The 19,850-nt window shown below is 50.0% G+C and carries 15 protein-coding genes; 1 reads left to right on the top strand and 14 read right to left on the bottom strand.

Annotated features, from left to right (window positions below):
- Positions 1-12: 12 nt before the first annotated feature.
- The 14 genes from ruvX to gshAB form a co-directional block, all read right to left on the bottom strand.
- Complete coding sequence (ruvX, locus tag BMX58_RS08050) at positions 13-429, bottom strand: Holliday junction resolvase RuvX (protein WP_068623724.1); 417 nt, start codon at positions 427-429, stop codon at positions 13-15.
- Positions 426-695 carry an IreB family regulatory phosphoprotein gene (locus BMX58_RS08045; RefSeq protein ID WP_068623726.1) on the bottom strand — a complete coding sequence of 90 codons (270 nt, stop codon included), beginning with the start codon at positions 693-695 and terminating at the stop codon, positions 426-428. The genes ruvX and BMX58_RS08045 overlap by 4 nt, the downstream gene beginning before the upstream one ends.
- A gap of 209 nt (positions 696-904) precedes the next feature.
- The gene (alaS, locus tag BMX58_RS08040; protein ID WP_068623727.1) at positions 905-3,556 is read right to left on the bottom strand and encodes an alanine--tRNA ligase; all 2,652 of its coding nucleotides are present in this window, start codon (positions 3,554-3,556) and stop codon (positions 905-907) included.
- Positions 3,557-3,868: 312 nt separating this feature from the next.
- A complete protein-coding gene (locus tag BMX58_RS08035; protein ID WP_068623730.1) occupies positions 3,869-4,975 on the bottom strand; it encodes a DUF7278 family profilin-like fold-containing protein in 1,107 nt (368 codons plus the stop codon).
- Between the two features lie 157 nt (positions 4,976-5,132).
- Positions 5,133-7,622, bottom strand: a complete 2,490-nt coding sequence (gene recD2 / locus BMX58_RS08030; protein WP_068623732.1) for an SF1B family DNA helicase RecD2 — start codon at positions 7,620-7,622, stop codon at positions 5,133-5,135.
- Positions 7,623-7,738: 116 nt separating this feature from the next.
- Complete coding sequence (mnmA, locus tag BMX58_RS08025; RefSeq protein ID WP_068623735.1) at positions 7,739-8,863, bottom strand: tRNA 2-thiouridine(34) synthase MnmA; 1,125 nt, start codon at positions 8,861-8,863, stop codon at positions 7,739-7,741.
- Between the two features lie 137 nt (positions 8,864-9,000).
- The gene (locus BMX58_RS08020; RefSeq protein ID WP_068623737.1) at positions 9,001-9,594 is read right to left on the bottom strand and encodes a TraX family protein; all 594 of its coding nucleotides are present in this window, start codon (positions 9,592-9,594) and stop codon (positions 9,001-9,003) included.
- A gap of 112 nt (positions 9,595-9,706) precedes the next feature.
- Positions 9,707-10,999, bottom strand: coding sequence for an O-acetylhomoserine aminocarboxypropyltransferase/cysteine synthase family protein (locus BMX58_RS08015; protein ID WP_068623738.1), 1,293 nt, complete (start codon positions 10,997-10,999; stop codon positions 9,707-9,709).
- Between the two features lie 152 nt (positions 11,000-11,151).
- On the bottom strand, positions 11,152-11,727 hold the full coding sequence (locus tag BMX58_RS08010) for a xanthine phosphoribosyltransferase (RefSeq protein WP_068623740.1): 576 nt from the start codon (positions 11,725-11,727) through the stop codon (positions 11,152-11,154).
- A 277-nt stretch (positions 11,728-12,004) separates the two neighbouring features.
- The gene (locus BMX58_RS08005; RefSeq protein WP_068623752.1) at positions 12,005-12,781 is read right to left on the bottom strand and encodes a formate/nitrite transporter family protein; all 777 of its coding nucleotides are present in this window, start codon (positions 12,779-12,781) and stop codon (positions 12,005-12,007) included.
- Between the two features lie 274 nt (positions 12,782-13,055).
- Positions 13,056-13,403, bottom strand: a complete 348-nt coding sequence (locus BMX58_RS08000; RefSeq protein ID WP_068623742.1) for a cysteine desulfurase — start codon at positions 13,401-13,403, stop codon at positions 13,056-13,058.
- Between the two features lie 55 nt (positions 13,404-13,458).
- Entirely contained in the window at positions 13,459-14,601 is a 1,143-nt protein-coding gene (locus BMX58_RS07995) for a cysteine desulfurase family protein (protein ID WP_239420580.1), read from the bottom strand.
- A 19-nt stretch (positions 14,602-14,620) separates the two neighbouring features.
- Positions 14,621-15,709 carry a hypothetical protein gene (locus BMX58_RS07990; RefSeq protein ID WP_068623746.1) on the bottom strand — a complete coding sequence of 363 codons (1,089 nt, stop codon included), beginning with the start codon at positions 15,707-15,709 and terminating at the stop codon, positions 14,621-14,623.
- Positions 15,710-15,719: 10 nt separating this feature from the next.
- Positions 15,720-18,011 (bottom strand): bifunctional glutamate--cysteine ligase GshA/glutathione synthetase GshB, encoded by a 2,292-nt coding sequence (gshAB, locus tag BMX58_RS07985; protein WP_068623748.1) that lies wholly within the window; start codon positions 18,009-18,011, stop codon positions 15,720-15,722.
- Between the two features lie 198 nt (positions 18,012-18,209).
- Between gshAB and BMX58_RS07980 the strand changes: the two genes are divergently transcribed.
- Entirely contained in the window at positions 18,210-19,481 is a 1,272-nt protein-coding gene (locus BMX58_RS07980; protein ID WP_068623754.1) for a replication-associated recombination protein A, read from the top strand.
- Positions 19,482-19,850 lie beyond the last annotated feature (369 nt).

Below are 19,850 nucleotides of genomic sequence, written 5' to 3'. Positions count from 1 at the left end.
AAACCACTTTCTTTAATGGCTGTCCAAATAATTCTGGAGAAGTATCACGGCAGCTAGTTTGTCGATTACTTTTTTCCGCTTTTTGCGGGAGACATTTCCTTCGTTGATCAACATTTTTTCCGCCTGTACAGTGGTTAGCCTTTCATCAACATAGTCGACCGGCAAGCCGAGTTCTTTTTCCAGCAGTTGTCCATAAGCGATGGAAGCCTCCGCCCGGAAACCGATGCTGTTGTCCATATTTTTCGGCAACCCGAGTACAAATTTCTCGACTTCGTACTGCTTGGCCAGTTCCGCGATGCGGGCAATCCCGAATTCGCCTTTGGCTTCGTCGATTTTTACGATTTCCACCCCTTGCGCCGTCCATCCCATCGGGTCGCTGATGGCAACCCCTACCGTTTTGGACCCGACATCCAAACCCATGAGCCTCATTGGATGATTCTGCCTGTTCCAGAAAGATAGCTTTTCACTAATTCCTCCATTATTTCATCACGTTCATGGCGGCGGATCAGGTTTCTGGCATCGTTATGACGCGGAATATACGCTGGGTCACCAGAAAGCAAATACCCAACAATCTGATTGATCGGGTTGTACCCTTTTTCATCAAGCGCATCATAAACAAGGGCCAATGTCTCTTGTACATTCTTTTGTAGATTGTCATCAAAATTAAACAACATCGTTTCGTCTTTCGAACTCATAGCGACACCCCGATTTTCTTTAGTATATTTACCATTTTACAAGAAATGACTAAAAACTACAACAAAGAAATGCCACCTCCCTTCTGCGCTCAGCGCAGTAACTTGTCTGTTTTTACTTCTGTATGGATATTCCGCATTTCTTTCCGATCAGCTCTTGGCAACAAGCAAGGGCAGGCATTTTTCGGATGCCTGCCCTTGGGAATTGATGCTTATTCTGTTTTCTCAGCGATCCAGGCCGCTACCTGTTCCATGGCATTCGGGATGCCTGCTGGATTATTGCCGCCTGCTTGGGCCATATCCGGACGTCCGCCGCCTTTACCGCCGACTAATGGAGCGATCGTCTTGATCAGGTCACCGGCTTTCAGCCCCTGTTCCAATTTCTCTGCGGAAACGGCAGCCAACATATTGACCTTTCCGTCCGTAGCCGAAGCTGCCACGAAAAGATCAGAAACCGCTTTTTGGCGCCACTGGTCAGCCAGTTGGCGGAGTGCGTTCATGTCCTGGTTCTTTGTTTCATAGGTGATGTAAGTGATGCCATTGACACTCTTCACATTTTCGAAGAGATTTTTGGCTTCGGAATTCATGATTTTTGCTTTCAAGGATTCATTTTCGCCCTGCAATTCCTTCATTTCCTGCTTGAGCTGATTGATTTTTCCCGCTACTTCTTTAGTCTGTTGGGCCTTCACAAGCTGGGCCGCTCCGTTCAATTCGGCTTCTTTTGTGCGGAAATATTGATAAGCCGCCTGACCAGTTACCGCTTCGATGCGTCGGACGCCTGCGCCGATTCCGGACTCGGACAAAATCTTGAAGACGCCGATATCCTGCGAATTCTGGACATGGACTCCCCCGCAAAGCTCGACTGAATAACCGCCGACGTTGACAACACGGACTTCTTTCCCGTATTTCTCGCCGAACAAAGCCATGGCGCCCATTTCCTTCGCTTTCTCGATGGTCGTTTCGACCGTCACGACCGGCAAAGCTTCCCAAATCTTCTCATTCACGATTTCTTCCATCCGCACCAACTCTTCCGCGGTGACCTGCCCGAAGTGGGTGAAGTCGAAACGCAGTTGATTCGGGTTCACCAATGAACCTGCCTGATTTGCATGGTTCCCCAAAACATCCTTCAGCGCTTGGTGAAGCAAATGGGTTGCTGTATGGTTTTTCGTGATGTTTCTTCTGCGCGATTCATCGACATGCAGGATGTAGCTTTCATTCGCATGGATTTCCTTCAGGATCCGCGCGATGTGCATCGTTTGCCCATTAGGAGCGCGTTTGACATCTTCAATCTGGGCGAGCACTTCACCGGCTTCGTTTTCGATCGTTCCTTTGTCAGCGACTTGCCCACCCATTTCTGCATAGAAAGGTGTTTCGCGGAAAATGATCTGCACGCGGTCATCTGCAACGGCTTTTTCGACGATATCGTCGTTCGCCACCATCACGGAAAGCTCGGAAACAATTTTCGTTTGGGCATAGCCTGAGAACGTGCTCGGGACCAATACATCCGCCCACACCGGGGATTGCACGGAGAACGAGTCTTCCACTTGTCTTGCTGCGCGGGCGCGATTGCGTTGTTCCTGCATCTCTTGGTTAAAGCCTTCCGTATCTACCGTAAAACCTTTTTCTTCAGCATATTCGCTCGTCAATTCCAACGGGAAACCATATGTGTCATACAGTTTGAAGGCATTCACGCCGTTCACGACCGTTTCGCCCTTATCGTTCATTTCTTCGAAGACGCTGTTCAGGATATCCATCCCTTCATGGATCGTCTCCTGGAAACGCTGCTCTTCATTCGTGATGACTTTGATGATGAAATCCTGATCCGCCTTGATTTCCGGATAATAGGATTCCATGATTTCAGCCACTACCGGAACCAATTCGTTCAGGAACAATTTTTCGATGCCTAATTTTTGGCCATGCATGACAGAACGGCGGATCAGACGACGCAAAATGTAGCCGCGGCCTTCGTTGGATGGTAAGGCACGGTCTCCGATCGCAAAGCTGACAGCACGGACGTGGTCTGCGATGACTTTGAAGGAAATATCCAAAGTTTTGTTTTCTCCGTATTTTTTCCCGTCACTCAAGGTTTCGATCTTCTCGATGATCGGCATGAACAAATCGGTTTCGAAGTTGGTTGGGGTATTTTGGACTACGCTTGTGACTCGTTCCAGTCCCATCCCTGTATCGACGTTTTTGTGCGGAAGCGGTTCATACGTGCCGTCCGGCTTGTGGTTGAATTCGGAAAACACAAGGTTCCAGATTTCAAGGTAGCGTTCGTTTTCTCCGCCCGGATACATTTCCGGATCTCCGTCAGGCAAATCCTGGAAGGATGGTCCGCGGTCGTAGAATATTTCCGTATCCGGTCCGCACGGGCCAGCCCCGATATCCCAAAAGTTGTCTGCGATCGGAACGATATGATCTTCCGGCAAACCGACTTTTTCCTGCCAAATGCGTTTAGTGTCCGTGTCTTCCGGATAGTAAGTGACATAGAGCAGTTCCGGATCGAAAGCCAACCATTTTTCGTCCGTCAGGAACTCCCAAGCCCAAGGGATCGCTTCTTCTTTGAAGTAGTCGCCGATCGAAAAATTCCCCAGCATTTCAAATAAAGTATGGTGCCTTGCCGTCACGCCGACATTTTCGATATCATTTGTGCGGATGCTTTTTTGGGCATTGGTGATGCGCGGGTTTTCCGGGATCAAGGTGCCGTCAAAATATTTTTTCAATGTCGCTACCCCTGAATTGATCCATAATAAGGTAGGATCGTTGACCGGTATCAAGGAAGCGCTCGGCTCCACTTTCGACCCTTTCGATTCCCAAAAATCAAGATACATTTGACGGATGTCGCTGCTTTTCAGATTCTTCATTATTACCTTCCTTTTCTCTTCGTTTTTTTTGAGTCGATAAAATAAAAAAACACCCCACTGCATACAAGGACGAATCACGCGGTACCACCTTGTTTGCAATGAAATGTTTTGATCATTCATTACCTCTCGGATCCGTTAACGCTGGAAGCGATAGTATTTCTACTATATTCACGCAAAGGGAGCATAAACGGATGCGTTTCCTTTCACCAGCCAGAAACTCTCTTTGGTTATCCATTCCTTTATCCTCTGCTTCAATCAAAAACTAGTATAACCAAAAACACAGCCGCACGCAAGCACGAAAAGCGGTCCAGACTACATCTCTATGCGTATGGACCGCCTTGCGCAGTAATAGCCGGGCACCAAAGGCTCCTGTTGCTTCTCGCTCAAGGCATCTGCATAATTCTCATAATAGGTGGCGTAAGGCAAGAGTTTTTCCAAAATGTTTTCGGCCTGAATGGAAATCCAGCCCCCTTTAGCCAACAACCCGTCTTCGACGAGTTCCGGACCCCAACCCATATTCGCGATTTCCAGACCGAACATGTTCTTTTTGTACAGGTGGCTTTCTTCCGGTTCAAACAGATTCCGATGCAACTGGTTGCCCCAGCGGAAAAGCCTGCGGGTTGAGGCACCGCAACAATATTCCCATTCATCGGTGGACAACAGCCCCATACCGTCCTTCTCCAATTGTTTGCGCATCTCCGCATACGTCGTCTCATAAGGGGCAAAAACTGCGTAAGAATCCAGATCCTCATTTTGCTTCAGGAAAAAGGAATCGTTTTGGACCAGATGCGCCGGAAAATCCGCGAACACCGATGACCCGGTTGCGCTCGGCATCAAGGCTTGATGGATAGCCTTTTCGTGCCTGCTGAACCAGTCAAGCTGGCCTTCGAATTTTCCGTTTATGACTGCATAATTCCCGACTTTCGTCATCCCTACATAATGCGGATTGACTTCCACCAACAACGGAGGGACCGCCGTCGTCCGCAACCGGGACATTTGGCCGTTGACCAATCCTTCCAGTTCTTCCAAGGAATGGATCGGTTCGATTTTCTTTTTCATCCAGTGATCGTCATGCAAAAACTCAGCTCCCTGGACTGAAAGTTTGAGACAGTTCTCGATGGCGAGGTACATCTCTTTCCTGTCGGAACTTATGTCCAACGGATCCAAACCGCTTATGCCGCTGTCCCAGCCAAGGACTGCTTCCTGTTGTCCCGGCACAAAAACGAACGGAGCCCCGTTGATTTCCACGGTGAACGTCTCGGTCTTGATTCCGCCCATCTGGAAGTATGCCGGCCGGATATCGGCGACAGGCAACAGCGGATTCACAAAATATCGGATAACGCTGCTGGCCAGAACAAGTTTGTGCTCCATCGGGATGTTCTTCCAATTCGGGTTCATCAATCGATCAAATAGTTCCATTATCCCACTCTCTTCTTGTAGCTGTATTGGAAAACGAGTAAATTTCTTTACTGTCAGTATAGCAGAATATTTCGACGGCGAGTAGTTTATTCCTTTCGCACGTCTGCCGGAATGAGAAAAAACCGCAAGCAACTCATTCTTTGCTTGCGGATTTGCGTCAGGATTTTGCGTCCATGAACATTTCCGGATTTACATTCTCCATGCCGATCATCGGATCGATACTGCCATCGGCTATCTGCTCGATGGTCAAATGGTAAACCGGAATAATTTTTTGCTGCCCGTTCTCGGTTGGCTCTTGGTCCGTTGATCCGGCAGCCGGATCGGCAGCTTCTTTCCCGGTTCGGCGGGCCATTGCTTCGCTTTGGTCGGCATTTTCTTCCGCAGTGAATATTTTGTCGCTGTTGAGGTTCCGTTCCAATTTTTCGTGGAGCATCGTTTTGCGGATGTCGCCGGTGCTGACGACGGCTGTTTCGAAAGCTTCATAATCGCCGCACAAAATCAATTTGCTTTTGCTTCTCGTGATGGCGGTGTAGAGCAAGTTTCTGCGCAGCATCCGCCCATACTGCTTCACCATCGGCAGGATGACCATCGTGAATTCGCTGCCCTGGGATTTGTGGATGGAACAACAATACGCCAGAACGAATTTGTTCCAATTGTTCCGATTGTAGGTGACCTCGACGCTGTCGAACAGGATTGTGATCTGATCGACTTTCTCTTCCGTCTCCTTCGCGAACTGGATGGCGGTGATTTCACCCATGTCCCCATTGAATACGTTGTTTTCCGGTTGGTTCACCAACTGAAGCACTTTGTCGCCGACCCGATAGACAACATCGAAAAAAGCGACTTCGCGCCTTTTCTTGTTCCCTTTCGGATTGAAGATTTCCTGCATCATCGTATTGATGGCATCGATGCCGGCAGCCCCTTTGTACATCGGCGCCAGAACCTGGATGTCCTTCGCGGTGAAGCCTTTAGACTTGGCCTTTTCGACGACTTGCCTGATCACTGGTTCGATCTGGTGCGTCTGGCAGGGCAGAAACGACCGGTCCGCTTGGTTATTCCGGAAATCGCGGGGAAGGATGCCGTTTTTGATTTCGTGCGCCAAGGGGATGATGGAAGAATCGCCGGATTGCCTGAAAATTTCATTCAACTCGACCTGCGGCAATGCTTTGCAGTTCAAGAGATCAAACAGCACCTGCCCAGGGCCTACCGACGGCAACTGATCCTTATCCCCCACAAACAGGACTTGCATGCCGGGCGGCACGGACTTCAGGAGCCGGTGCATCAGCCACGTGTCCACCATCGATACCTCGTCGATGATCAACAACTTGCCTTCCAGCTCTTGCGTGTACAGCTCTTCGGATTCCTTTTCCTGACCTGTCAATCCCAACAGGCGGTGAATTGTGCTGCCGGGTAGCCCGGTCGTTTCCTGCATCCGTTTTGCGGCGCGCCCAGTCGGAGCGGCGAGCAGGATCGGGAAAACGCCCCCTTTGTATTCATGCGGATCTTCGGGCAGATCGTTCAGCTCGGAAAACATACGGACGATCCCCTTCAGAACGGTCGTCTTGCCGGTGCCGGGCCCCCCGGTCAGGATGAAGAACGGAGAAAGCAAAGCGGATTTAATCGCTTCGATCTGGGAGTCGCCATAGCGGATCTGCAGATTTGATTGCAGCTTTTCGATTTCCCGGTCCAAATCCACTCCGGGATAAGCGATTTTCGTTTTCCGCTTCAGCAACCGATCAATCGATGATGCGATGCCTTCTTCGGCGAAATAAAGCGACGGGATGGCAAAACGGCTATGGTCCTCGACCACTTTCATGTCCATCACCATCTCCATCAGCGCCTCGATGACGGGCCCATCTTCGATGATGAAACGTCTGCTTTGTTCAAGCAGGTGGATCGTGCGCTCAAGCAACACGGTCCCATCGACGTACGTATCCCCATTCGCCAGGCAAAGTTCCTGCAGCGTCGCAAAAAGCCCGCCCTTCAGCCTGCTGCTGTGGTCCGGGGCGAAGTTCAGCTCTTCCGCCAACTGGTCGGCTTTTTTGAAGCCGATGCCTTCGATGTCCTCAAGCAACCGGTATGGATTCTCGTTCAGGATTGTCAGCGTTTCTGAGCGGTAAAAATGAAAAATATTCGCAGCCTGATTATTCGAGAAGCCGTAGTTCGCCAAAGCGATCAGGATCTTATCGGTCCCTTGCGTCTGCATCAGCACGTCGCGCATCATTTCTCTTTTCTTTGGTGTCAGGCCGCTGATCTTTTTCAAGGCCTCAGGATCGTCCAGGATGACATCAACAGCATCCTCCCCAAATGTCTCCACGATTTTTTCGGCTGTCCGTTTGCCGATCCCCGGGAACCGCTCTCCTGACAAGAACGCAATCAACCCATTTCTAGAGGTGGGTTTTTCCTGCTGATAGGAGTTGGCCTGGAATTGGACGCCATATCGCGGATGCTCCACAATCCCACCGAAAAAACGGTAGGTTGTGTCTTCGGTGATCTGCCCGAAGCTTCCGGTCACAACGATTTCATCGTTATTTTGGGGAAGGTTCGATTCGTTGACTGAAATCAGCATCACTTTGTAGAAATTACTCGCATTTTCAAAGAAAACCGCTTTGATTTCCCCAACGATATAGCTTTGTTCTGTATCCATCCGGATCATCCCTCCTTTTTCGAATAGTCAGTCTTGGTATAATATTCTCTAAGAACGATACCATAATTCCCGCCCAAATTAAAGAGAGGCTGGAGAAAAACCAGCCCCTCATTTTTTCAGATATACTGCAGGACGCGGTCGGCTTGGTAAGCCTTGTCGATCGTGCCGCCGCCGAGACATTCCATGCCGTCATAAAAGACAACGGCCTGGCCGGGTGTGATCGCGCGGACAGGTTCCGCGAATTCCACACGGGCGGTTGTTTGGTCCTCGTTCAGATAGACGGTGACCGCTGTGTCTTGCTGGCGGTAACGGAACTTAGCCGTGCATGTGAATACGGCTGGTTTTTTTTCTTCGGATGTGAAGTGGATATCGGTCGCATCCAGACGATCGGCATACAGGTTCTCATGATGATAGCCTTGCCCCACGTAGAGCGTGTTGGTCGCGAGATCCTTGCCGATCACGAACCACGGATCATCGGACTCCCCGCCGCCGCCGATTCCCAGCCCTTTTCTTTGCCCGATGGTGTAGTACATCAAGCCGGCATGCTCGCCCATCACTTCGCCGCTCAAAGTCACCATTTTGCCTGGGATTGCCGGCAGAAAGTTGGTCAGGAATTCTTTGAAGTTCTTTTCGCCGATAAAGCAGATGCCGGTCGAATCTTTTTTCTTGGCTGTCGCCAAACCGGCCTCTTCGGCCATGCGGCGCACTTCCGGCTTTTTGATTCCGCCCAGCGGGAACATCGTTTTGGAAAGTTGCTCTTGGGAGAGCTGGTTCAGGAAGTAAGTCTGGTCTTTGTTGTCATCCACTCCTCTGAGCAGATGGGCAGTGCCGTCTTCATCGCGGACGACTTGCGCATAATGCCCGGTTGCGACGTAGTCCGCGCCCAATTCCATCGCATAGTCCAAAAAGGCCTTGAATTTGATTTCTTTGTTGCACATGACGTCCGGGTTCGGCGTCCGCCCCTTCTTGTATTCATCCAGGAAATATTGGAAAACTTTGTCCCAGTATTCCTTTTCGAAGTTGACGGAATAGTAGGGAATGCCGATCTGCTGTGCGACGGCCTGGACATCCTTGTAATCTTCCGTTGCTGTGCAGAATCCGAATTCATCGGTGTCATCCCAGTTCTTCATGAAAATGCCGATGACGTCGTACCCTTGTTGTTTCAAAAGCAGCGCCGTGACGGAAGAATCAACGCCTCCGCTCATTCCGACCACCACGCGTATTTTTGAATTGTCTTGCATGCCTATCACACCCTTACTTAATTTGTGTATTTTCTCACTTCTTACAATAGATAAGTTACGTCCGATACAAAAAAACAGTTTACACCATCCCGGCGCATAATTCAAGCTTTCGCGCCTGTCCGCGAACAAGTTCCCGGTCACATCAGCCTGGCGAGAAGCATGAGTACGGCTTGGTGGATCGGATAGTAGGCATACCCTGCCCATTTCGGCAACGGTCTGACAACGATTGTGACAGGCGCCAGCATCGGAATGAGCGCCAAGGCAGCGAATACTTGCAAGGAGGGAAATTGCAAGGCATTCACCAACAAAAACAGCGTTACCCCTGCCCAAAAATGTTTTTCAGACAAAAGATAGATGGTCCACCCCATCAGGAAACCGTACAGGCCGTATTCAGTAAAACGGACCAAAAAGACTGCCGGCACGATGAGCCGGCAGTCTTTGATCGACAGAGCGAAAAGAGCCAGCGTGAACAGGATATTGAAGGCATTCCCTGCCTGTGCGGTTATCGGCATGCTGATGACCCCGGTAAGGATCAGGCGCAGCAGATACTTGCGGAAATCACGCGTTTCCCGCACCCCTTTCACGGTTGTATACAAAAAACACGGGAAAGCGATGCGCCCGATGACACGCAGAAACAGGAACGAAGGGAACAGATAGTAGCCGATGTGGTCGATCGTCATGGTGATTACCGCAATCCATTTGATGAGTGCCGTTTTATTGCTGTACCCCATCTTTTCACTTCCGTTCTTCTTTTTTTGGCAAGTTTCGGCACATGCTCGCAACAAAGAAAACAAAGCAGAAAACCTTGGACGGATTTCTGCTTCGTTATTGGGGCACTGTCGATCAGACGGTATAAGGCTTTGCATCCAGGTTGAGGTGTGCCAAGGCCTGTTCGATGTCTTCGATGATATCATCGACGTTCTCAAGCCCTACCGAAAAGCGGATCAGTCCCGGAGTGATGCCGGCTGCCGCCAACTGCTCGTCGGTCAATTGTCTATGGGTTGAACTTGCCGGATGGAGCACACACGTCCGGATGTCGGCCACATGCACTTCATTGGATGCCAACTTCAGGCTGTCCATGAATTTGACGGCATTTTCCCGGCTGCCTTCGATGGAGAGCGAAATAACGCCGCAAGTTCCGAGCGGCAGATATTTTTTCGCCAATTCATGGTACTTGTCTCCCTCCAAACCGGGATAATTCACGAATTCGACTTTATCGGATTGTTTGAAATATTCGGCGACTTTCAAGGCGTTGCTGCAATGCCTATCCATCCTTACCGCAAGCGTTTCAAGACCCAAGTTCAATAAGAAGGCCGCATTGGCGGTCGGGTACGCCCCCATATCCCGCATCATCTGCACCCGCGCTTTGGTGATGTACGCAGCCTTTTCAAAGCTTTCCGTATAGACGATGCCATGGTAGGATGCATCCGGTTCGGTGAATTCTGGGAACTTGCCGTTTTTCCAATCGAAATTGCCGCTGTCGACGATGACTCCGCCCAGTTGCACAGCGTGTCCGTCCATATATTTAGAAGTGGAATGGATCACGATGTCGGCACCGAACTCAAAAGGTCGGCAAAGGTACGGCGTCGGGAAGGTGTTGTCCACGATCAAAGGCACGTTGTTTTTGTGCGCAATCGTTGCCCATTTTTCGATATCCAGGACGGATAAAGCGGGATTTGCGATCGTTTCGCCGAAAACGGCCTTCGTATTCGGTCGGAACATTTTTTGGATTTCCTCCTCAGGCAGTTCCTGATCGACAAAGGTGCATTCGATTCCGAAACGTTTCATGGTTACGGCGAACAGATTGATGGTCCCGCCATAAATAGAGGCGGTACTGATGAAATGATCGCCTTCCTTCAGGATGTTCATCAGGCTGATCAGGGTGGCTGCCTGCCCGGATGTTGTGCACAAAGCCCCTACACCGCCCTCCATTGCCGCGATCTTGTCCTCCACGGCCGCAACGGTAGGGTTGGAGATGCGCGAATACATGTGTCCGTCAGCCGTCAAGTCGAATAATTTCCCGATATGTTCCGTTGAGTCATATCTGTAGGTAGTGCTTTGGTAAATCGGCAGCGCGCTTGGCTCCCCGTTCCCCGGATGATAGCCTTCATGCAAACATTGTGTTTCGATTCTCATTAGTGATCCTCCTCATTAAAACAAAGCTCATAATCTCATGTATATTTAACATTTTACCACAATTCCCAAATACTTTGTGGAGATATTGAAGCTGATTTTGAAGATCCGGGAGGAACAAAAAAAGGCAGAGCTTGTCTGCCTTCCCTATCCTGCTATTCCTCGATGAATTGGACCGTGCCGTTTTCAAAAGCTCTGATGCGCGCCAATGAATAGACATCCATTCCCTGTTCTTCCAGGATCTTTCTGCCCTTTTGGAAAGATTTTTCGATGACGATGCCGACTCCGGCGATTTCCGCTCCAGCCTGCTTGCAGATTTCCATCAAGCCGTTTGTAGCCTGGCCGTTCGCCAAAAAGTCGTCGATGATCAGCACCTTGTCGTTCTTGTCAAGATATTGTTTGGAGATTGTGATCTCATTGGTGACATCTTTCGTGAAGGAGTAGACATTGGCCGAATACAGGTTGTCTTTCATCGTCAGGCTTTTTTGCTTTCTTGCAAAAACAACTTTCACTCCCAAGGCCAGGCCTGTGAATACTGCGGGCACGATGCCGGACGTCTCCACCGTCAGAATCTTGGTGATCTTTTTGTCGGCAAAATACCGGGCGAATTCATCACCCAATTGTTGCATCAATACCGGATCGATCTGGTGGTTCAAGAAATTATCCACCTTCAACACGTTGTCCCCCAACACAACGCCATCATTCAATATGCGCTCTTCCAGCAATTTCATAAACAAAATCCTCCCTATTCACATTTCGTTCTATCTATCAGCCGAGTGCGACAGCCGGCTGGTCTGACTTGTTCCGGATAACAAATAACAGTAAAACAATACAGATTATCTTCGCTTTTGTCAACCGTCCATCCCCCTTCGCGCTGGCTGCCGTTGGCATAAGGCCGGAAAAACGAACAAACTGGCATTCCGGCATTTTTTATCCGTAAATGAAAAAAATGAGAAGGGTCCGGTTTGCGGATCCTTCTCATTATGGTTTGTGCGGCTTCCGTTCCGCTTAGTCCACGTAAACTTCGGAATCTTTGTTCATCCATGCATACAGCAATCCGATGATCAATCCGCCGCCGATGTAATTTCCGATCATGGCGAAGAACCAGTTCGTCAGCACGCTGCCGACTGTCATCCCTGGAAGTGCGCCGCCGTATGCGAAAAACGCAAGGCTGAAGGACGAGAAGTTGGCGATAACGTGTTCAAAGCCTAAAAATGCGAAGATGAAGATGATGAAAATGGTCGAGAACAACTTGCCCGCGTCATCCTTCATATGGGCGCTCACAAATACGGTCGTGTTGACGATGACATTCGCGAAAATCCCCTCGGCAACCATTTGCAAAGGCGTCTTCAGCAACTTTCCTTCCACTGCATGGAACAGGAAGTGCTCAGCTGGCAAATCTTGGAAAATATTTGTGAATGACATGATGAATGATGCGATTGCACCCCCGATAAGGTTAAACAGGATACAAGCGAATAAAATGGCTAAAGCTCTTTTTGGCACCAGCACTTTGCGGTAAATGGCCGCTGTCATGTACATCATGTTCGATGTACCCAATTCCGTGTTCATGTAGTTGATCATGACCAGAGACCATGCAAACATGAATGAGTAGAAAAATTTTCCGCTTCCTGGCAGCATATGTTCCGCTTTTTCAGCGACCATAACGGCGATTGATGTACCCAATGTCAAAAACATACCCGCAAGCATACATCTGATGAAATATTTTACTTGTGAAGTCTCGAATAAATCTGACTTCTTTAGCGCGCTTTTATCAACGGTAGTCATGGCTGCGCCTTGATATTTTTGTTCCACTTTTTTCATCTCCCAAATTGTTTGTGCGATTCTGAATAAGTATATCATATTTCATAGGAAATGGAATGAAAAAAATAGCGGTTTATATAATTATATTAATATATTTTTTGTGTACATCGTGTTCTTTTTGTGCACTCGCATCGGTGCGTCGCCCTGATTGACAGTATCGCAAAAAGACCGGCACTGTAAGGGGAAATCCCTGCAGTGCCGGTCTCATGTTCTCAAATGCTGCCAAAGATATCTCGCTTCACTCCGATACTTCGGCCAGGACACCGTTCTCGACCAGACTGTCCAGAATGAATTCCAGCTGCTCCTTCGCTGCCGACATCGTGTCTTTCGCGTAGACATCCACCGTCTTCAGCCCGTTGCTCGTCGTGGTGGAAACTTTCAGTGTTTTGAGATCGGCTGCGACCACAATTTTCACTTTGATTCCCTGCTTGTGCAGCACCGCGTTGTCCAAATCACGGACCAGTTGAAAATTGCCGTTTTTGGTCTCTTCAAACCCATTGTCGCGCAAAGTGTAACGCTTCACCTGTTCATTCAAGCGAAAAGTTTTGCCGGAGCCTTTCAATGATACTTTTTTTTCGAATGCCATATGCAGTCCTCCAAAATATCGTTTCCTCTATCATAACACACTTCTTGTCTCCCGATCAGCCGTTCTTGTATTGCTTTCTGCTGATGTTTTGCAGGAGCGCAATCAAGGAGTCGATTTCTTCGGTTGTGTTGTCCGCTCCGAACGAGATGCGCAGCGATTCGCCGGCTCTGGGGTTGCCCTTTCCGTACATCGCTTCCAATACATGGCTCGGTTCCAGGCTGCCGGCGGTGCAGGCGGAACCGGCCGCCAGCATGATCCCTTTCAGATCGCACTGGATCAGCATCTTGTCGGAACGCATACCCGGAAGCCAGATGTTCAGGATGTGCGGAACGCCTTCAAGGTAATTGCCGTTCTGTTCGAAAGCTATTCCGCTTCTTTCCAGTTCGGTCAGCAAATGATTGCCCAGTTCGCGTTTTTTTTGATTGCTGTCATCGCGTTCAGCTTCCATCAGCGAGACGGCCTTAGCGAAACCTCTGATGTAGGGCGTATTCTCCGTTCCGGCACGGTGGTCATTCTCCTGGCTGCCGCCATGGATGAAGTTGGGCAAGTGCAGACTGCTTTTGCGGTAAAGAAATCCGATTCCTTTGGGCCCGTTTATTTTATGAGCGGAAACGGACAACAGATCGATGTGTTGTTGCACGACATCGATCCGCTCGCTGCCGTAAGCCTGCACGGCATCACTGTGGAAAAGGATGTCCCGTTCCGCCAATAAGTCGCCGATTTCGGCGATCGGATTGAGGCTGCCCACCTCATTGTTCGCAAACATCAATGAAACCAGGATCGTATCTTCCCGGATCGCTCCCTCCAGGGATGACACACTGACTCTCCCGGCAGCATCGACCGGCAAGTAAGTCACTTCGAAACCCAGCGTTTCCAGATAATTCATCGGATGCAGGACGGCATGGTGTTCCGCTGCTGAAGTGATCAGGTGTTTGCCTTTCCCCTGCAGGGCCAAGGCAGTCGGTATGATTGCTGTATTGTTGGCTTCGGAGCCGCAGCTTGTGATGATGATGTCTGCCGACTCAGCTTTGATGGATGCTGCGAAAATCCTTCGGGCCTGTTCGATATGCTGTCTTGTTTGCCGCCCCAACGCATAAGTGCTGGAAGGATTGCCATAATCTTCGGCAAGCGAATTTTGGATGACCGCAGCAACTTCCGGATGCACCGGAGTGGTAGCGGCATGGTCGAAATAAATCAATTTGTTACCTTCTTTCTTCTTATTCAAAATAACCTTTCAGCCACTGCACCAAGCGCGCCTCTGTGCTCTTGTCCACTTCCTCGGCATCGGTTTCATCTGCTGCTGAACCCTGACTCAACAACCGCTTCGCTTCCTCAATTTCAGTGCGGCAGAAAAACGCATATGCTGCTCTGATTCTGTTGTTTGCGTTCCAATACCGCTTCAGGAGCGGCTGCGCTTGAATTTGGGAATATTTCTCTTCCGCAGTCCCGATCCGCCCGAACAACGCATCGCAAAACAGAGACTCCATCAGATAGATCGGCCAATAGACCGACTCTTTGACCGGACGATGGGCGGAGAATGCCCACAGCAGGCTGTCGGCTTCCTCAAAGTCCAGATTCCCCAGAGCACGGACATAGGCGACCATGTAGAAATAATCGATGAGGAAGCTTTTTTCGTATCGCGCCTCCCCCAAACAGGCGAAATAGGCGTCCGGCAGATCCGTAAACGGAACTTCCGCTTCGATAAGCTGTGCCATTTCCAATTGCTGGAGCAAAAGCTGGCGCGCAGGCAACGATCGGCTTGCTTCCTTCAGCACGGCGCCGTCATTCTGTCCTTTCGGAAAAAAGTTCGAAAGGGCCATCCACACCGGAACAAAGCTGAACAACACCATTACGGCGCCTTCCCGCAGGTCCATCAAAAAAGCCGCGCTGTACAGACACGCCCCGGTCAAGGCGTTAGCCAAAATCCCCCCGAGCAGATACCCGCGAAACGGCACTTCCGCATAATCCGCTTTCGGCGGCGCCATCAAGCATTGCCCCGCCAAAAGGGGGGACGCGGTTTGCATCCGACGCAAGCTGTGATCCGCCTGCCTGTATTTAAAGCGTCTGACCTGAAAACTGATCAGCTGATAACCGCTCAATTTCCCGAACAGAAAATGCCCCCCTTCATGCAGCAAGAGATGCACATAGACGGATAAGAACAGGCCGGCCAGCAGCAGGGGGATGAGGATCGGATCCACGGACAGCAGCCGTCCCCAGCCGTTCAAACCTTTCGCAATCAGATATCCATAAAGCATGGTGCCGGCAATCGAAATATAGCCGGCAATCCTGAGAAATGCTCTTTTCATAAAATTCCCCCTACTTTTCCCCCAATTGCATTTCCGGGAACAATAATTTCAGGATTTCCAGCGTCAAGCGCCGGCTTTTTCCTTGGTACGGGTAAATGTGGATCAGCATGGCAGGATTGAAGTTGGCTTCGATCACACCGTAGTTCGGCTCCGCTTGCGTTGCAGGAACCGAATGATCGGGAATGATGATGTCCACACCGCAGACCGCTACACCCAGTGCGGCAGCCATCTGCACCGCCAGTTTTTTGTAGCTTTCGTGCATCTGGTCGGTGAAATCGATCGAGTCGCCGCCTGTGCTGATATTCGAATTGTCCCTCAGACGGACTGTTTCCCCGGCAGGCGGAATGCTTTCGAAAGTATATCCTTGGCCTTGGATCGTCAATTTTTCGAGTTCGCCGGTCGCGATCAGTTCCAGCGGAGAACGGTGATTTCTGCCGCGCAGGCTGTCTTTGTTCTTTTCCTCCACCAATTGGCGGATCGTATGCTTGCCGTCACCCACCACATTGGCCGGTACACGCAGCAAGACGGCCTTCGTCTCATTGCCGATGACAAAGAATCTGTATTCGGTCCCTGCCAGGAAATCTTCCACCAGCACATCCTCGTCTTCTTCAAAAGCGATGCGTACCGCTTTTTCATAGTTTTCGAAGCTTGCGCCGTCCTTGAAGATGGAAATCCCCAACCCATAGTTGGTCGATTTCGGCTTGACAACGATGCCTTTCCCGGCAAAAATCGGATAATCGCGCAACGCAGCGGCTACCGAATGGTACTCGCCGCTGTCCGGCACCACAAATCCGTTCTCCGCCAGTATTTTTTTGGTGACGACCTTGTTCTCCATGATCAGTGGTCCGATGTAGCTGTCTTTTGCCGTCATATTGCCGTTCTTCACATATTCGCGATGGTTTTTGTAAGTCAGGGAGATGAATTGGTCATAGCGGTCTAGGATGTTGATCTTCAGCCCTTTTTGGATGGCATCGAACAACAGGATCTGCGTGGAGAGTTCCATGTCTTCAAACCCCCTCAACGCATAAGGCCGTTTCCAGGCAGCTTCCTTGTATTTTTTTGCCAAGGACGCTGCCCAATCGGTTTTGTCCGCTCCGGCTTCCAATGCTTGGACCATCTGTCCAGCCACCGTTTTTTCCGGATGGCGGAACGCCTCGATTTTTTCTGTGATGATGGCGCTGATTTTCTCTTCAGCGCCGATTGCTGTGGCCATATCGAGCATCCCTTCCAGGAAGGCCAGGCCTTCCGCTTGGAATGCGGATGGTTGCAACGGATTCTCCAAGGCAGTCGCGTAGTTCATTTCCTTCCCGATTTTCATCTCTTCTTCGCCGGCATCCTTGTCGATCCACAACAAGTAGAGCAGGAAATAATGGATGAAGTACATATCGTCTTTTTGCATCCCGAACTCGGCAAAAGGATTCAGGTCGAACAATCTGAATTCGAGGTAGGCGATGCCGTTCGTCAATAAATCGCGCGCTCTGTTTGCCCCTCTGAAGCGCACGGTGGAATAAAACTCTTTCTCAGCGATGAGTTTGCCGCTCGTCACCATGTGTTCGATATCCTCCACATAAGCGGCGATGGATTCGAAAGAAACGTGCACATCCTCCCGGTTGACGTAGCCGTACTTGCTGCTGCGGATGCTTCTGGCGTACCCTCCCGCCGGCAAATCAGGAGCTGTTTCCTTTTCGAAGTAGCTGTCGTCGGCTGATATGGATGCTCCCATCAGGTAGGTCATGATCCATTGGTACCGGAGGAAATTGTGGGCCATCTTCAAGTAGACATCCGACTGGAACGCCTGCAGCGTTCCGGCAGAACCGGAAAGCTGATGAAGTTCTTTGATAAGGGCAGCACTCAATTCGAAATTGTAGTGGATGCCGCTGACCATCTGCTTTTTGTTTCCGTAGACCGACACCAGATACTCCCGATATGCCACGTCATCCGCATTGTCCAACTTGGCGACCTTGATTTCTTCGCTTGCCGGCATGGTCGGTGGGATACTGCAAGGCAAAAGATATTCAGCTTCCGGCAAGGAACGCAGCACGACATCATGGATAGCCATCAGCCACTCATGCATTTGCTCGATCGAATCCATCGGCGGCGTGATCAATTCCGGTTGGCTTTCGGCGAAATCAGTCTGTATGTAAGGATGGAAACTGCGGTTCCCGAATACGGCCGGATGGTTCGTCTTGGCGATTGTGCCGTCATCCGTGATCCGCTGGCTTTCTTTTTCGATTCCAAAAGAGGCTTTCGAAAATAATGCTGATAGTTTGTTTGTTAAGATAATTTCTTTGAAATCCGTCATTATATACTCTCACTTTCTGCGATCCATTTTTCAATGTATTCATTATAGCTTTTCTGCTTGTAAATAGTAAAGATGTTGCTTGCCTTTCTTTTCAGATCCATTTTCAATTTCCAAAAATCCGCAAAGAAAGATCCGGGCGAATGTTTGTTCTTTTTCATGAGATGGCATATAATGAATAAAGAAAAAGGAGCGGAAAATATGAAACAACCTTTAGCGTACCGTATGCGCCCCGTACACATCGATGAAGTCATCGGCCAAAGCCATTTGGTGGGCGAAAATAAGATCATCCGCCGCATGGTCGATGCGAAGATGCTGTCTTCGATGATTTTGTACGGCCCACCCGGAATCGGCAAAACCAGCATCGCAAGCGCCATCGCCGGATCGACCCATTCAGCTTTTCGGCAACTGAATGCAGCCACCGACACAAAAAAAGACCTTCAGATCGTTGTCGAGGAAGCCAAGTTCTCCGGTCAGGTCATCCTCTTGCTGGATGAGGTGCACCGGTTGGACAAACCCAAACAGGATTTTCTCCTGCCACACCTTGAAAGCGGGCAAGTCATCCTGATCGGCGCCACCACCGAAAACCCGTACATCAGCATCAGCCCGGCGATCCGGAGCCGGACCCAGATATTCGAATTGAAGCCATTGACGACCGATGATGTTGTTTTGGCGCTGAAACGGGCCATCGGCGATGAAAAGCGCGGCTTGGGAAAAGAAAAAATCACGATTGACGAAGATGCCTTGCTGCATTTCGCCAGAAGCACGATGGGTGACGTGCGCGGTTCGCTTAATGCCCTGGAATTGGCTGCCTTGTCGACCAAACCGGATCCGGACGGCACGATCCGCATCACTTTGAATATCGCCGAAGAGTGTGTCCAGAAGAAAGCCTTGGTCCACGATAAGAATGGTGATGCCCATTATGATGTCATCTCAGCCTTCCAAAAATCGATCAGAGGCAGCGATGTCGATGCCTCGATGCATTACTTGGCCAGGCTGCTGGAAGCCGGGGAATTGCTGATCGCCTGCAGAAGGCTGATAGTGTGTGCCTATGAAGACATCGGCTTGGGCAACCCGCAGGCAGTGGCCCGCACCGTATTGGCTGTCCAGGCTGCAGAAAAATTGGGCCTGCCGGAAGCGCGGATCCCTTTGGCCAACGCGGTCGTCGATCTGGCCCTTTCGCCGAAATCCAACTCGGCTTATCTTGCTTTGGACAGCGCTTTGGCGGACGTACGCGCCGGAAAGTCCGGCGAAATACCGGATAATTTGCGTGACTCCCATTACAGTGGCGCAAATAAGCTGGGCCGCGGCATCGGTTATCAATACCCGCACGACTTCCCGGATCACTGGGTCAAGCAACAATACTTGCCTGATTCGCTGAATAATCGCCGCTACTACGAGCCAGCAGCTACGGGCAAATACGAACAGGCTTTGGCGAACCAATTGCAGCGCCGTTTCAACAAAGACTCCTGATGGCATTATGGGAGCGTTTAACCTGTTGCTGCTTGGTTAGTTGCAATAGTAAATTCCAGTTTGCAAAACTAAATTCCGCACTCGAGCCGATGAAAAGAGAAATAGACAAAAAATGAATGTCAAAAAGGTCAATTTGTATATTTTAGAGTGATCAATGTATCGAATTCGGTCTGTTTTTGGGCATGACAAACCGAAGGTGAAGATTCTGCGTTTTTTCGCAAGAGTAAATTCCACCCCTAAAAGATATTTTATTGTGGACAATGTTCTGCTGCTTTTTTCGGTTAGAACGGGATTCCTTCATCTTCAAAGCTGTTGGTTTTGCTCAATGCACCTTCTGAGAGGCGTGAGACTGTGGCTTCGAGCTCGGCC

The sequence above is a fragment of the Trichococcus ilyis genome (assembly GCF_900109135.1).
In the GTDB taxonomy this organism is placed as follows: domain Bacteria; phylum Bacillota; class Bacilli; order Lactobacillales; family Aerococcaceae; genus Trichococcus; species Trichococcus ilyis.
This window is presented reverse-complemented; position numbering and strand designations above follow the sequence as displayed.

What these genes read in the sequence shown, in the direction of transcription:
- ruvX (WP_068623724.1), bottom strand. Translation starts at nt 429, where the DNA reads ATGAGGCTCATGGGTTTGGATGTCGGGTCCAAAACGGTAGGGGTTGCC.
- BMX58_RS08045 (WP_068623726.1), bottom strand. Translation starts at nt 695, where the DNA reads ATGAGTTCGAAAGACGAAACGATGTTGTTTAATTTTGATGACAATCTA.
- alaS (WP_068623727.1), bottom strand. Translation starts at nt 3,556, where the DNA reads ATGAAGAATCTGAAAAGCAGCGACATCCGTCAAATGTATCTTGATTTT.
- BMX58_RS08035 (WP_068623730.1), bottom strand. Translation starts at nt 4,975, where the DNA reads ATGGAACTATTTGATCGATTGATGAACCCGAATTGGAAGAACATCCCG.
- recD2 (WP_068623732.1), bottom strand. Translation starts at nt 7,622, where the DNA reads ATGGATACAGAACAAAGCTATATCGTTGGGGAAATCAAAGCGGTTTTC.
- mnmA (WP_068623735.1), bottom strand. Translation starts at nt 8,863, where the DNA reads ATGCAAGACAATTCAAAAATACGCGTGGTGGTCGGAATGAGCGGAGGC.
- BMX58_RS08020 (WP_068623737.1), bottom strand. Translation starts at nt 9,594, where the DNA reads ATGGGGTACAGCAATAAAACGGCACTCATCAAATGGATTGCGGTAATC.
- BMX58_RS08015 (WP_068623738.1), bottom strand. Translation starts at nt 10,999, where the DNA reads ATGAGAATCGAAACACAATGTTTGCATGAAGGCTATCATCCGGGGAAC.
- BMX58_RS08010 (WP_068623740.1), bottom strand. Translation starts at nt 11,727, where the DNA reads ATGAAATTGCTGGAAGAGCGCATATTGAATGATGGCGTTGTGTTGGGG.
- BMX58_RS08005 (WP_068623752.1), bottom strand. Translation starts at nt 12,781, where the DNA reads ATGACTACCGTTGATAAAAGCGCGCTAAAGAAGTCAGATTTATTCGAG.
- BMX58_RS08000 (WP_068623742.1), bottom strand. Translation starts at nt 13,403, where the DNA reads ATGGCATTCGAAAAAAAAGTATCATTGAAAGGCTCCGGCAAAACTTTT.
- BMX58_RS07990 (WP_068623746.1), bottom strand. Translation starts at nt 15,709, where the DNA reads ATGAAAAGAGCATTTCTCAGGATTGCCGGCTATATTTCGATTGCCGGC.
- gshAB (WP_068623748.1), bottom strand. Translation starts at nt 18,011, where the DNA reads ATGACGGATTTCAAAGAAATTATCTTAACAAACAAACTATCAGCATTA.
- BMX58_RS07980 (WP_068623754.1), top strand. Translation starts at nt 18,210, where the DNA reads ATGAAACAACCTTTAGCGTACCGTATGCGCCCCGTACACATCGATGAA.